Source organism: Caulobacter sp. RHG1 (genome assembly GCF_013181195.1).
Taxonomy (GTDB): Bacteria; Pseudomonadota; Alphaproteobacteria; order Caulobacterales; family Caulobacteraceae; genus Caulobacter.
Genome location: NZ_SMZP01000001.1, coordinates 542,469 through 555,750, shown reverse-complemented (window position 1 = coordinate 555,750; position 13,282 = coordinate 542,469). Strand labels below are relative to the sequence as shown.

Sequence of the window (13,282 nt, the reverse complement as noted above, 5' to 3'; positions counted from 1 at the left end):
ATCATGGAGTTTGCCCGATGGACCTGCACGCGCTGACCGTCCCGACCTACGTCCAGATGCTCAAGGGCCTGTCGGCTCAGCTGACCAAGGGCGAGACCCTGGTCGCCGAGGAGGGCGGCGCCGCGCAGGATCTGCTGGGCGCGCGCCTGGCGCCGGACATGTTCCCGCTGTCGACTCAGGTCCGCTACTGCTGCACCCAGGCCAGCGAGCTGCTGCGCTACCTGACGGGCACCGAGCCATTCGCGCCCACGGAAGACGCCGCCGATTTCGATGGGCTTCGCGCCCAGCTGGTCGACGCCATCGCTCGCCTGGAGGCTACCCCGATCTCGGTCTTCGAAGGCGTGGCGACCCGCGAGCTCACGGTGACGCTGCCCAACGGCATCGTCTTCGACGTGACCGGCGAGCAGTTCGTCCGCGACTGGGCGCTGCCGCAGTTCTACTTCCACCTCGGGATGGCCTACGCGATCCTGCGCCACAAGGGCGTGGCCCTGGGCAAGCCCGACTGGGTCAGCCACATGTTCGCCTATATCCGGCCGGGCTCGCTGCCCGGTGGCTGAGGCGGGCGGCCATCCCGCCCATGGCGCGGTGCTGCTGCTGATCGATCTGCAGAAGGCGATCGACCATCCGTCGTGGGGCGTGCGCAACAACCCGGACGCCGAGGCCAATCTGGCCGCGCTGCTGGCCTTATGGCGGCGCGAGGGCTGGCCAGTCTGGCACGTGCGCCACGACTCGGTCCACGCGACATCGCACTACCGGCCAGGCCAGCCGCTCCACGCCTTCCGCCCGGGCGCGGAGCCTCTGGCTGGCGAGCCGGTCATCGCCAAGCAGACCAACAGCGCCTTCATCGGCGCCACACTGGAAGCCGATCTTAAAGCGCGAGGCGAAACGCGTCTGGTCGTCGCCGGTGTGATCACCAACAACTCGGTCGAGGCGACCGTTCGGATGGCTGGCAATCTTGGCTTCGCGACCTGGCTGGTCGAGGACGCAGGCTTCACCTTCGGGCGCACCGATTTCCGCGGCGTCGAACGCACCGCAGACGAGGTCCACGCCATGAGCCTGGCCAATCTGGATGGGGAATATTGCGCGGTGATCCGCACGCGCGATCTGCTCGTCTAGGAGCGAAATCCCTGGTGGTTGGAGGCGGGATCGAACCGCCGACCTGTGGGTTATGAATCCACCGCTCTAACCATCTGAGCTACCCAACCGAGCCAGGAGGCGCGGCTTATAGGCGAGAACTGCGCGGGATTTCAAGCCCGCCTATTCTGCGACGATCGCCGCCGTCACCGCGCCCAGCGCCTTCGCCGCATCGGCCGGGGCCAGCTTTACCTGCAGGCCGCGCTGGCCGCCGTTGAGGAAGACATAGGGCTCGGCGAGAGCGGCCTCCTCCATCACGGTCGGCAGGCGCTTCTTCTGTCCGAATGGGCTGACGCCGCCGACCTTGTAGCCGGTGATGCGTTCGGCGTCGGGGACGGGGGCCATGGTGGCGGACTTGCCCTTCAGGGCGGCGGCCAGCTTCTTCATGCTGACCTCCTGGTCCGAGGGCAGGATGGCGCAGGCGGGTTTGCCGTCCAGCATCACGATCAGGGTCTTGAGCACGCGAGCGGGAGGTTCGCCCAGAGCTTCAGCGGCCTGCAGGCCAACACGCTCCGAACCCGGATCGTAGTCATACGTATGCAGGTCGAAGGCGACGCCGGCCTTCTGCAATGCGATCGTGGCGGGCGTGCTTCTGGACATGGGCGGCGTGATAGCCCAAGTCCGGCCCGGCTTGGAATACGGATCAGTGATGACGGCTTTCGATCGACGGACCCTGTTGCGCGGCGCTTTTGGTTTGGGCGCGGCGGGACTGCTGCCCGCCTGGGCGCGGGCGGCGGACCCGGGGCGATCGCCGGCGGCGCTGACCGGCGAGGAGATCAAGCTGACCATCGGTCACGCGGCGGCGCGGATCGACGGAAAGGCCGGCCACGCGGTGACGGCCAATGGCACCGTTCCCGGCCCTCTGATCCGCCTGAAGGAAGGCCAGCGCGCGCGCATCGCGGTGACCAACACCTTGGATGAAGAGAGTTCGATCCACTGGCATGGCCTGCTGGTGCCGTTCCAGATGGACGGCGTGCCGGGTGTCAGCTTCCCGGGCATCAAGCCGGGCGAGACCTTCACCTACGACTTCCCGGTCCGGCAGTCGGGCACCTACTGGTGGCACAGCCATTCGGGCCTGCAGGAGCAGGTTGGCCTCTATGCGCCAATGATCATCGACCCGGCCGGCGAGGACCCTATTCTCTACGACCGTGAGCACGTGGTGGTGCTGTCGGACTGGAGCTTCCTGCATCCGCACGAGCTGTTCCGGAAGCTGAAGGTCAATGCCGGCCACTTCAACATGCAGCGCCAGACGGTCGCCGGCCTGCTGGCGGGGCAGGACCAGTCGCTGAAAGACCGCGTCGAGTGGGCGAAGATGCGGATGGACCCCACCGACATCGCCGACGTCACGGGCTCGGTCTACACCTACCTCGTCAATGGCCACGGGCCGGGCGACAACTGGACGGGTCTGTTTTCGCCGGGCGAGCGGGTGCGGCTGCGCTTTATCAACGCCGCGGCCATGACGATCTTCAACGTGCGCATTCCGGGCCTGGGCCTCGATGTCGTGGCCACGGATGGCCAGCCGGTGTCGCCCGTGCGGGTCGACGAGTTCCAGATCGCGCCGGCCGAGACCTTCGACGTCATCGTGCGGCCGGCGGAGGATCGCGCCTTCACCCTGGTGGCCGAGGCCTCGGACCGCTCGGGTCTGGCGCGAGCCACCCTGGCGCCGCGCGCGGGCATGTCCGCCGCCGTCCCGCCGCTGCGCAAGCGGCCGGTCGCTACGATGAAGGACATGGGCATGGGCGACATGCATCACGGCATGGATATGCCGGCCATGGACATGTCGATGCGCGCCCAGAGCAATGCGCCGACCGTGCCGCTGACGCCGGGCGTGCAGACCCTTTCGCCAATGCCGGCCGACCGCATGGCCGAGCCGCCGCAGGGTCTGGCCGACGTGGGCCACAAGGTGCTGCGCTACGCAGATCTCGCCAATCTCAATCCGCCCGACGATCCACGGCCGCCCGAGCGGACGGTCGAGATCCACCTGACCGGAAACATGGAGCGCTTCATGTGGGCGTTCGATGGCGAGGCCTATGGGCCGGTCAAGAAGCCCATCCCGTTCCGGCGCGGCGAGCGAGCGCGGGTGGTGCTGATCAACGACACCATGATGGCCCACCCGATCCACCTGCACGGCCACTTCTTCGAACTGGTCAACGGCCAGGACCGCCAGCCGCTGAAGCACACGGTCAATGTCGCGCCGGGCGGCAAGGTCGCTTTCGACTTCACGGCTACCGAGCCGGGGGACTGGGCCTTCCACTGCCACCTGCTGCTGCACATGCATGCGGGGATGTTCAACGTCGTCACCGTGCGGCCCCTGGAAGGCCAGACGGAAGGGGAGGTCGCGTGATGCTGCTGCTGCTTCTCCTCGCCGCCGGTCAGCATGAGCATCACCAGGCCGCGCCGACGCCGGCGCCCGATCCGCACGCCGGTCACCACATGCCCGCGCCGGCCGTCGATCCTCATGCCGGACACCACATGCCGGCGGCCAACCCTCACGCGGGCCACACCATGGCGGCGCCCGTCGCCAATGGCGGCCCGCCGCCGGTCCCGACCGACCACGCCGCCGAGCGGTTCTACACGCCGCAGGCGATGGCCGCCGCCCGCGCCCAGTTGGCCAAGGAGCACGGCGGCGGGGGCTTCTGGACCGTTCGAGCCGACCAGGCCGAGCACCGCTTCCGCAAGGGCGCGGACGCGCAAGCGTTCGAGGGCGAGGCCTGGTGGGGCAACGACTTCGACAAGTGGGTGGTCAAGGCGCGCGGCGAGCGTGTTGACGGCAGCGGCTGGGAGAGCGGCGAGTTCGAGGCCCTGAAGGCCTGGACCATCGGCCCCTATTTCGACCTGCAGGCTGGCGTCCGCTACGACCTGGCGCCGCCAAGCCTTGGGAACGGGGGCCGCACCTATGCCAGCCTTGGCTTCGAGGGGCTGGCGCCGTACTGGTTCGAGGTCCAGGGCGCGGCCTATGTCTCCGATCAGGGCGATGTCTCGGCGCGGGCCGAGGCCTCGTACGACCTGCGCCTGACCCAGCGGCTGATCCTGCAGCCGCGCGTCGAGGCCGATGTCGCCGAAGCCGGTGCGGCGCGGCTGGAGGGCGGTCTTCGCCTGCGCTACGAGTTCAAGCGCGAGTTCGCGCCCTATGTCGGCATCGTCCGTGAGCGGGCTTTTGGGCCGGCGGTCGTCGCCGGCGAGCGGGCCGGAAGCACGGCGGTGGTGGTCGGCGTCCGCGCCTGGCGCTGAGTCACCCTATCGTAACGGATAGCTTGCCGCTGGCGTAAGCCTGGCCCAACATTCGTTTGACCGGGCGTCAGACCCGAAAAACGAGGGAGCCGGCATGGCCGACGCGATCGACTTCGACCGCATGAAGACCCTGGGCGACGTCGCCCGCTATCATGCGGAGGCGCGGCCAGGAGAGACGGCCTTCAGCTTCGAGGGGCGCGACACCGACTTCGCCGCCTTCGACCGGCATGTGAACCAGGTCGCCAACGCCTTGCTGGCGGCAGGCCTCAAGACCGGCGACCGCATCGCCTATGTCGGCAAGAACAGCGACTGGTACTTCGAGCTGCTGATCGGGGCGGCCAAGGCCGGGGTCGTGACCACGCCGATCGGCTGGCGCCTGGCCGCGCCCGAGATCGCCTATATCGTCGGTGATAGCGACGCCAAGATGGTCTTCGTCGGTCCTGAGCTGATCGACCACGTCGAGGCGGTCGCCGGCGAGCTTTCCTGTCGTCCCACCGTGATCGCTATGGAGGACGGCAGCGACTATCAGACCTTCGAGACCTGGCGGGACATGCAGCCCGAGAGCGATCCGGCCAAGCCGGTCGCGACCTCGGATATCGCCATCCAGCTCTATACCTCGGGCACGACGGGGCGGCCCAAGGGCGCGATGCTGACGCACGACAACCTGCTGGCCATGCGCCGCGAGGCCGCCAAGACGCCGCTCGCCTGGAACCAGTGGGGGCCGGAGGACGTCAGCCTGGTTGCCATGCCCGTCGCTCATATCGGCGGCACCGGCTGGGGGCTGGTCGGCCTGCTGAACGGCGCCAAGGGCGTGGTGGCGCGCGAGTTCGATCCGTTCAAGGTGCTGGACTATATCGAGAAGGACCGCGTCTCGAAGATGTTCATGGTGCCGGCCGCGCTGCAGATCGTGGTGCGTCAGCCCCGGGCCCGCGAGGTCGACTATTCGCGGCTTTCCCACATCCTCTATGGCGCGGCGCCTATTCCGCTCGACTTGCTGCGCGAGTGCATGGAGGTGTTCGGCTGCGGCTTCGTCCAGCAGTACGGCATGACCGAGACGACCGGCACGGTGGTCTATCTGCCGCCCGAGGACCACGACCCGGCCGGCAACAAGCGCATGCGGGCGGCGGGCCTGCCGATGCCGGGCGTCGAGATCAAGGTCATCGACGAAGCCGGCGCCAGCGTTCCAGCCAATACGGTCGGCGAGGTCGCGGTGCGCTCGCGCGCCAACATGGCTGGCTACTGGAAGCTGGGCGACGCGACGGCCAAGACCATCGACGCCGATGGCTGGCTGCGGACGGGCGACGCCGGCTATCTCGACGAGGACGGCTATCTGTTCATCCACGACCGGGTGAAGGACATGATCATCTCCGGCGGTGAGAACATCTATCCGGCCGAGGTCGAAAGCGCCGTCTACGGCCACCCGCACGTGGCCGAGGTGGCGGTGATCGGCGTGCCCGACGAGAAATGGGGCGAGGCCGTCAAGGCGGTGGTCGCCGCCAAGCCCGGCGTGACGCCCGACGCCGAAGACATCATCGCCTTCGCCCGGACGCGGATCGCGCACTTCAAGGCGCCCAAGAGCGTGGACTTCGTGGCGGCGCTGCCAAGGAACGCCTCGGGGAAGATCCTGCGCCGGGAGCTGCGGGCGCCGTATTGGGAAGGGCGCGAGCGGCAGGTGAACTGAGGCTCAGCACAGGCCCCTACCTGACCACGCGCCAGCGCGTGGTCGTCCGCCCCTGGAGGGGGCAGACGTCACCCGTCTTCCCCCTCCGGGGGAGGAGCGCCGCAGGCGCGGAGGGGGCAAGTGTCGGGCCCTACTTCCCCGCCACCGACAGCGCCTTCGCGGCCAGAGTCACTTCCACCGTCGACGCGATCACCCGCGACGAGGCCCCCAACGACACGTCATAGGCCCCCGCGGCGATCGACCACCCATGGGCCTTGCCATCCCACGTCGCCAGCAGCCGCGGATCCACCGTCAGGCTCACGCGCTGGGTCGCGCCCGGCGCCAGCGACACCTTCTTGAAACCGGCCAGGCGCTTGGGCGCTTCCCAGCCTCCGGCCTTCGGGCCCACATAGACCTGCGGCACGTCCTTGCCGGCGCGGGCGCCGGTGTTCTTGACGTCGAAGCTGACCGTGACCTTGTCGCCGGCCGCGCTGGCCTTGAGGTTCGAATAGGCGAAGGTCGTGTACGAGAGGCCGTGGCCGAAGGCGAACAGCGGCTCGATCTTCTTGGCGTCGTACCACTTGTAGCCGACCGCGGCGCCTTCGATGTCGTAGTCGATATCGAACAGCTCTTCGGGCTTCTTGGGATCGCCGTCCAGCTTCGGGCGCGGCAGGTCGGCCACGCTCTTGGGGAAGCTGACGGGCAGGCGGCCCGTGGCGTCGACCTCGCCGGTCAGGACCCTGGCGATGGCCTCGCCGCCGGCCGTGCCCGGGAACCAAGCCTCGACCACGGCCCCGACCTTGTCCAGCCACGGCATCAGCACCGGACCGCCGGTGATCAGCACGACCACGGTCTTCTTGTTGGCGGCGGCCACCGCCTCGATCGTGGCGTCCTGGTTCTTCGGCAGGTCCAGGGTCGCAACATCCCATGACTCAGTGGTCCACTGGTCGGCGAAGACCAAGGCCAGCTCGCTCTCGGCGGCCAGCTTGGCGGCGCGCGCCGGGTCCGTGCCGTCGTCATAGACGACCTTGGCGCCCGGATAGCGCTTGGCCAGCGCCTTCAGCGGCGAGGACGGATAGTAGATCATCGGGCCTGGCCAAGTCGCCGGCTCCAGGCCCTGCACCGCGCGGCCGCCGGCCGGATAGACCTGCGACGAGCCGCCGCCCGACAGCACGCCGACATCGGCATGGCCGCCGATCACCGCGATGGTCTTGGCGGTCTTGGCCAGCGGCAGAAGACCGCTGTCGTTCTTCAGCAGGACGATGCCTTCCTCGGCGTCGGCCTGGGTGATCTTGGCGTGGGCGGCCAGGGTGGTGGCGGGCAGGCTATCGGGTGCGCCGGCCAGCGGGTGATCGACCGCGCCGCTGGCGAACAGGGCGCGCAGCACCCGGCGGGCCATGTCGTCGATGCGGGCCTGGCTGACGCGGCCGGCGGCCAGATCCGCCTTCAGCGGCGCACCGAACCAGGGCTGCTTGTCAAAGGCCTCGCCGGCCGACTGCTGGTCGAGGCCGGCGTTCGCCGCCTTGGCTGACGAATGGTCGGCGCCCCAGTCGGACATGACGTAGCCCTTGTAGCCCCAGTCCTTCTTCAGGACGGTGTTCAGCAGCCAGTCGTTCTCGCAGGCGTAGACGCTGTTCACGCGGTTGTAGGCGCACATCACCGAGTGCGGGTCCGACTGCTCGATGGCGAACTGGAAGGCCAGCAGGTCCGAGGTGCGGGCCGCCGCGTCACTGATGTTGGTGCTGTGGAAGAAGCGGCCGGTCTCCTGGCCGTTCAGGGCGTAGTGCTTGATCGTCGAGACGATGTGGTTGGACTGGATGCCGCGGATCTGGGCCGCGACCATCACGCCGGCCAGCCAGGGGTCCTCGCCGCCATATTCGAAGTTCCGGCCATTGCGGGGTTCGCGCATCAGGTTGATGCCGCCGGCCAGCTGGACATTGAAGCCCGAGTCGCGGGCTTCCTTGCCGATCATCGCGCCGCCCTGCTGGGCCAGCTCGGGGTTCCAGGTCGCGGCGGTGGCGATGCCGGCGGGCAGGGCGGTGCGCTCGCGCAGGCCCTGGCGTGTGCCTTGCGTGGCCACCCCGACGCCGGCGTCGGTCTGCCACTGGCCCGGAATGCCCAGGCGCGGAACGCCGGCGATGTAGCCGGCCGAGGCGTCGCGCGAGTCGGGGTGGCGATCGTACTTCGGCTTCATGTCGGCGCCGAAGTAGCCGAAGATCACGGTGAACTTCTCGTCGCTGGTCATGGCCGCCAGGGCCAGGTCCGCGCGCTTGTCAGCGTCCAGCTTGGCGTTCAGCCAGGGTTGCGCGGGCTTGGCGGCGGGAACAGCCTGAGCCAAGGCGGGCGCGGTTGTCAGGGCCGGGATCGCGGCGCCGATCATCAAGGCGAGCGTCAGGCTCTTCCAGGTCGTCCGTTGCATGTTTCCTCCGTCGTGGTTTTCGGTCCCGCGCGGCGTTCCGCGTCGGAACGGGATGTCAGGGTCTTCGGCTTCGCGCCGGACCGGTGGACTCGCGCACCACCAGGCTGTGCTGTGCGAGGAAGGGGGTGTTGGAGCGGCCCGCGCCCTCGTTGGCGCTCCATGCTGCGAAGGTCTGCATCGCGCGAAGGGCCATCTGGTCGAAGGGCTGGCGAATGGTGGTCAGGGTCGGCCAGATGACCGCCGCGATCGGGGCGTCGTCGAAGCCGACCACCGAAACGTCATCGGGAATGCGCAGGCCGCGACGCTGCACTTCCATGCAGGTGGCGGCGGCCATGTCGTCATTGGCGGCGAAGATCGCGGTCGGCGGATTGTCGATGTCCAGCAGGACCTTGGCCGCATCCAGGCCGGTCTTGAAGGTGAACTCGCCCTGCACGATCAGCTCAGGCGGCGGACGTGGCAGGCCGCGCGCGGCATAGGCCTCGAAGAAGCCGTTGCGGCGATGGGTGCTGGCGGCGTGGTCGGGATGGCCGGCGATATGGCCGATCCGCGTGTGGCCCAGCGAGAACAGGTGCTCGACCACCTCGCGCGCGGCGGCGCGGTCGTCCATGCCGATGGCCGGGAACTGTGGGTCGGGCGTCGTGGGCGTGATCAGCACGCAGCGCACGTCGAGCTCGCGCATCAGCTCCTTCATGGGGCCGAAGTCACACTCTGGCGGCAGCAGGATCATCTCGCGGATGCCGCTGTCGCGCACGAAGGCGCGGACGCGGTCGGCCCAGCCGGGAATCGGCCCTTCGCTGAGGTCGACCGACAGGTGGCGGCCGGTCTCGACACAGGCCAGCAGCAAGGCGTGGTGGATGCGGGTGTGGTAGCCGCCGGACGGGTCGCCCATCAGCACGCCGACTGAGCCCGAACCTTGCGAGCGCAGGCTGCGAGCTACGGCGCTGGGCTGATAGCCGAGGGCCTTCATGGCCGCACGGACACGGTCGCGCGTCTTGGCGCTGACGCTCTCGTGATCGTTGAGCACGCGGGAAACGGTCTTGGGCGAAACGTCCGCCCGTTCCGCCACGTCGTTAATCGTCGTCATGGGTCCCCGTGTCCGCTCCACTGCCAAGCTTGCCGGCCAGCCGATCAGGGAAAGGCGGCTGCGACAAGGCGATGGATGTCGCGAGCTGTAACGGGTTTTGTCTTTCCTGTCATCTGTCGGGACAAAAATGGGCCATTTGTGGTCATTTATCGAGACATTTTCAGGACATTTCTTGACTATCTACGAGGCTGACAGGGTTTCGGGCGGCTTGGACTGTCCCTGGCCTGTGAAGCTGTGAAGCCAGGAGAGGGCTTATCGGCGCCACCGGTGGCGCCAGTGTAAAATCTCTTTAAATACAATGAGAGTTGTGTTTTTCGGTTGAAGCGAGCCGGCAAATTCAGCCCTTGCCGCCCTGTTCTCCAGCGCCGGTCGTCATCGCCAAAAGCCTTGCAGTTCAGGAATGACAACGTTGACATTCTTGTTGACTTGTCCGGGACAATTGCGCGAGTGTCACAGTGTTCGGTGAAGGCGCGGGGCCAGAATCGGATGTCCGGACGCCGGGGCCTCGAGCCTCAACGTTCCTCGAGAGCTTCCGACAAAGAGCGGCGGCGCGGGGCGCGGGCGATCCACAAGAACGAGATAAATTGGGGAGCGAGGAATTGTCACAGGAAGCAAGGAAAGCCGTGCTTGCGCGCGGCCTGACGCTGGCGCTGGTCGCCGGTGCGTCACAACTGGCGCTGGCCACCGGGGCCTTCGCCCAGCAGGCCGGCGACACGCAGGTCGAAGAGATCGTCGTCACCGGCGTCCGCGGCTCGCAGATCAAGTCGGTGGACGTCAAGCGCCGTGAAGCCGCCATCGTCGACGCCATCTCGTCGGAAGACATCGGCAAGCTGCCCGACGTCACCATCGCCGACTCGCTGCAGCGCATCTCGGGCATCCAGATCCAGCGCGACGCGGGCGAGGGCAAGACCGTCAACATCCGGGGTCTTCGCCAAGTCATCACCCTGCTGAATGGCGAGCAGTATCTCAGCGCCGGCAATATGGGCGAGGCCCAGCCGAACCTGCTGGACGTGCCGTCGCAGCTGATGAACCAGGTGCTGGTCTACAAGTCGACCGATCCGAAGAACGCGCTGTCGGGCATTTCGGGCACCATCGACCTGCGCACCCGTCGTCCGTTCCAGTTCGGCGAAGGCCTGACCTTCACCGGCGCGGCCGAAGCCCAGCGCGGCGACCGCACCAAGAAGGACGACTATCTGGTCAATGGCGTCGTCAACTGGCGCAATGACCGCGTGGGCGTGATGGTCGGCGCGGCGCTCAGCGAGTCCAACCTGGGCAACAACTATTCGGGCGCGGTCGCCCTGTCGGGCAACAACGACTGGGGCGGCGGCTTCGCCAACAACTACATCTCGCCGCACGGCTACGAGAGCTTCAACCGCGTGGTCGAACGCAAGCGTCTGGGCCTGAACGCCGCGGTCGAGTTCGACCTGGGCGAGGGCTTCACGCTGGTCGCCGAAGGCTTCTACGCCAAGCTCGACGAGTACAACCGCGCCATCGGCATCAACATCTCCAACCGCTGGGACGGCGGGGCGTTCGGCGCCTGGACCAAGCCAACGGCGTCCACGTCGGTCGGCAGCGGCAACTGGCTGGCGGTCGACGAGTACGACATCGACGCGTGGTGGGTGAACTCCTTCAGCGTCAACCGCACCACCAAGTCGAAGACCAAGAACTTCAACCTCGAGCTCAACTACGACAACGGCGGTCCGTTCACCTTCGAGGCCCGGGCCATCCGCGCCGACGGCGACCGTCTCAGCATGAACGGCCAGGCCCAGGGCGACCTGAGCAACTGGCGCTACGCGCCGGGCCGGTTCAACCTGTTCCGCGACGCCAACGACCGCACGCGCGGCACGTTCTATCCCAAGGCCATCTGCGACAAGTTCTCGGCCGCGCGCCGCACCAACGCCGTCACCGGCAGCGCCGGCGGCTGCTATCTGGATCCCAACCCGCAAGGGTACGGCCAGAACCCGCAGCTGCATTACAACATCGCCGGCGATCATCCGGTGTGGAGCGGCTTCGATCGTCCGATCACGGGCGGCCTTGGCGCCGGCAAGTCCCTCAAGGACTACATGGCCAACAAGGACAGCTACGCCATCGGGGCCTTCTCGTCGGAGGGCAACAACGAAGTCGAGTCGGACATGAACGTGTTCCGCGCCGACGGCCACTACAAGTTCGACGACAAGCTGCTGGGCTTCATCACCAAGGTCGATGGCGGCGTGCGCCAGAGCCAGCGTTCAGTCGAGGTCGAGCAGTTCCACCTGTTCTCGGGCTTCTACGGCAACACGCCGGGCGCGGTGCAGGCCAACGGTTCGCCCGTTCCGGCCGGCGGCTGCGAGGCCCAGTGGAAGGCCATCGACGTCGTCATGAACCAGAACCAGTGTCAGGCTGGCGAGTTCGTGCCCGATCCGATCACCGGCCTGCCGGTGTTCCAGGGCTATACGATCAACGCCCCGACCGGTCTGTCGACCTACAACAACGTGCTTTGGGTCGATGACCTGGGCGGCGTCACAAGCGGCATTCCGGGCTTCTGGGCCATCGATCCGCGCGACTTCGACGACGCCAAGGCCTTCCACGAGAAGGTGTTCGGCGGCGCCGTCCGCGTCACGGTTCCGGGCCAGACGTTCGACGTCACCCTGCGCGAGCAGAGCGCCTATGGCGCGGCCAATTTCGAGATCGGCCGCCTGTCGGGTAATGTCGGCCTGCGCGTGATCGAGACCGAACTGACGGTGAAGCAGAACCTCACCGGCGAAGTGCGTAACTACGGCGACACCAACGCCGACGCGGGCGATCAGCTGACCAAGCGCAAGTACACCGACTGGCTGCCGTCGCTGAACGCCAGCTACGACGTCACCGACAACCTGAAACTGCGCTTCGCCTACAGCAAGACCATGCAACCGCTGGATCTGGAGCGCTATGGCGGCGGTCTGAAGATCAACACCTCCGACTGCGGCGCGTCGCTGCCGAACGTTCGTTGCGTCACCAGCGCCGAGGCCCGGGGCAACCCGATGCTGAACCCGTGGCGGTCCAACAACTTCGACGGGGCGGTGGAGTACTACTTCGGTCGCGCCTCGATGCTGAACGTCTCGGCCTTCCTGCTGAAGATCAACAGCTTCGTCACCGATGGCGTGACCACCGGTCGTTTCCCCGACCAGGACGGGGTCATCCGCCGCACGGTCAACGTCAATCTGCCGATCCAGGGCGACGGCGGCGAGGTCAAGGGTCTGGAAGTCGGCGCCAAGCTGGCGGTCAGCGACTTCATGCCGAACGCGGGCATCCTGTCGAACTTCGGCGTCGACACCAACTACACCTACTCGCCCAGCAAAGAGTCGCGCCTCGGGTTCGACGGCAAGGAACTGCCGTTCACCGACAACTCCAAGCACCAGTACAACCTGGTCGGCTGGTATCAGGACGACAAGCTGCAGGTGCGCGTCGCCTACAACTATCGCACCGACCGTCTGGCCGAGGTGATGAGCAGCGCGATCCCGATCTACCAGAAGAGCACGGGCTATGTGGACGTGAACGTCAGCTACAATGTTCGCGACAACATGACCGTCTACTTCAACGGCTCGAACGTCACCGGCGAGATCGAGGATTATTACGCTCGCTTCGGCGACGGTAAGACCCAGTACATCAAGCAGAACGAGTTCGAGCCCCGCTACACGGTGGGCGTCCGCGCGCGTTGGTAGCCTTCATCTAGTACCCTCTCACCTCCTGCGGCCGCCGTGGATATCCGCGGCGGCCACCTTTTTCGGCGGGTGAG

Annotated in this window: 9 protein-coding genes and 1 tRNA gene; 6 read left to right on the top strand and 4 right to left on the bottom strand. The window is 67.2% G+C overall.

Translation table 11 applies throughout. From position 1 onward, the window contains the following. Positions 1-17: 17 nt before the first annotated feature. Both E1H18_RS02535 and E1H18_RS02530 read left to right on the top strand, forming a co-directional pair. Positions 18-557, top strand: a complete 540-nt coding sequence (locus E1H18_RS02535) for a DUF1993 family protein (RefSeq protein ID WP_172263379.1) — start codon at positions 18-20, stop codon at positions 555-557. Continuing rightward, complete coding sequence (locus E1H18_RS02530) at positions 550-1,116, top strand: isochorismatase family protein (RefSeq protein WP_206679016.1); 567 nt, start codon at positions 550-552, stop codon at positions 1,114-1,116. The genes E1H18_RS02535 and E1H18_RS02530 overlap by 8 nt, the downstream gene beginning before the upstream one ends. Before the next feature lie 12 nt (positions 1,117-1,128). Here E1H18_RS02530 and E1H18_RS02525 read toward each other — a convergent pair. Then, positions 1,129-1,205 (bottom strand) — tRNA-Met (locus tag E1H18_RS02525). 52 nt (positions 1,206-1,257) lie between these two features. Beyond that, positions 1,258-1,734 (bottom strand): Cys-tRNA(Pro) deacylase, encoded by a 477-nt coding sequence (gene ybaK / locus E1H18_RS02520; protein ID WP_172263377.1) that lies wholly within the window; start codon positions 1,732-1,734, stop codon positions 1,258-1,260. Positions 1,735-1,780: 46 nt separating this feature from the next. Here ybaK and E1H18_RS02515 point away from each other — a divergent pair, with 46 nt between their 5' ends. The 3 genes from E1H18_RS02515 (at position 1,781) to E1H18_RS02505 (ending at position 6,046) form a co-directional block, all read left to right on the top strand. Continuing rightward, on the top strand, positions 1,781-3,478 hold the full coding sequence (locus E1H18_RS02515; protein WP_172263375.1) for a copper resistance system multicopper oxidase: 1,698 nt from the start codon (positions 1,781-1,783) through the stop codon (positions 3,476-3,478). Beyond that, positions 3,478-4,365, top strand: coding sequence for a copper resistance protein B (locus tag E1H18_RS02510; RefSeq protein ID WP_172263373.1), 888 nt, complete (start codon positions 3,478-3,480; stop codon positions 4,363-4,365). The genes E1H18_RS02515 and E1H18_RS02510 overlap by 1 nt, the downstream gene beginning before the upstream one ends. Positions 4,366-4,459: 94 nt before the next feature. Next, positions 4,460-6,046 carry a fatty acid--CoA ligase gene (locus E1H18_RS02505; RefSeq protein ID WP_172263371.1) on the top strand — a complete coding sequence of 529 codons (1,587 nt, stop codon included), beginning with the start codon at positions 4,460-4,462 and terminating at the stop codon, positions 6,044-6,046. Positions 6,047-6,176: 130 nt separating this feature from the next. Here E1H18_RS02505 and E1H18_RS02500 read toward each other — a convergent pair whose 3' ends face one another. Continuing rightward, positions 6,177-8,444, bottom strand: a complete 2,268-nt coding sequence (locus E1H18_RS02500; protein WP_172263369.1) for a beta-glucosidase — start codon at positions 8,442-8,444, stop codon at positions 6,177-6,179. A gap of 55 nt (positions 8,445-8,499) precedes the next feature. Next, a complete protein-coding gene (locus tag E1H18_RS02495) occupies positions 8,500-9,528 on the bottom strand; it encodes a LacI family DNA-binding transcriptional regulator (protein ID WP_172263367.1) in 1,029 nt (342 codons plus the stop codon). 599 nt (positions 9,529-10,127) lie between these two features. On the opposite strand from E1H18_RS02495, the gene E1H18_RS02490 reads away from it, so the two are divergent. Further along, the gene (locus tag E1H18_RS02490) at positions 10,128-13,208 is read left to right on the top strand and encodes a TonB-dependent receptor (RefSeq protein ID WP_172263365.1); all 3,081 of its coding nucleotides are present in this window, start codon (positions 10,128-10,130) and stop codon (positions 13,206-13,208) included. Positions 13,209-13,282 lie beyond the last annotated feature (74 nt).

Bases quoted from the DNA above. Each gene is read 5' to 3' on its own strand.
- E1H18_RS02535 (WP_172263379.1), top strand. From the start codon at position 18: ATGGACCTGCACGCGCTGACCGTCCCGACCTACGTCCAGATGCTCAAG.
- ybaK (WP_172263377.1), bottom strand. From the start codon at position 1,734: ATGTCCAGAAGCACGCCCGCCACGATCGCATTGCAGAAGGCCGGCGTC.
- E1H18_RS02510 (WP_172263373.1), top strand. From the start codon at position 3,478: ATGCTGCTGCTGCTTCTCCTCGCCGCCGGTCAGCATGAGCATCACCAG.
- E1H18_RS02505 (WP_172263371.1), top strand. From the start codon at position 4,460: ATGGCCGACGCGATCGACTTCGACCGCATGAAGACCCTGGGCGACGTC.
- E1H18_RS02500 (WP_172263369.1), bottom strand. From the start codon at position 8,444: ATGCAACGGACGACCTGGAAGAGCCTGACGCTCGCCTTGATGATCGGC.
- E1H18_RS02495 (WP_172263367.1), bottom strand. From the start codon at position 9,528: ATGACGACGATTAACGACGTGGCGGAACGGGCGGACGTTTCGCCCAAG.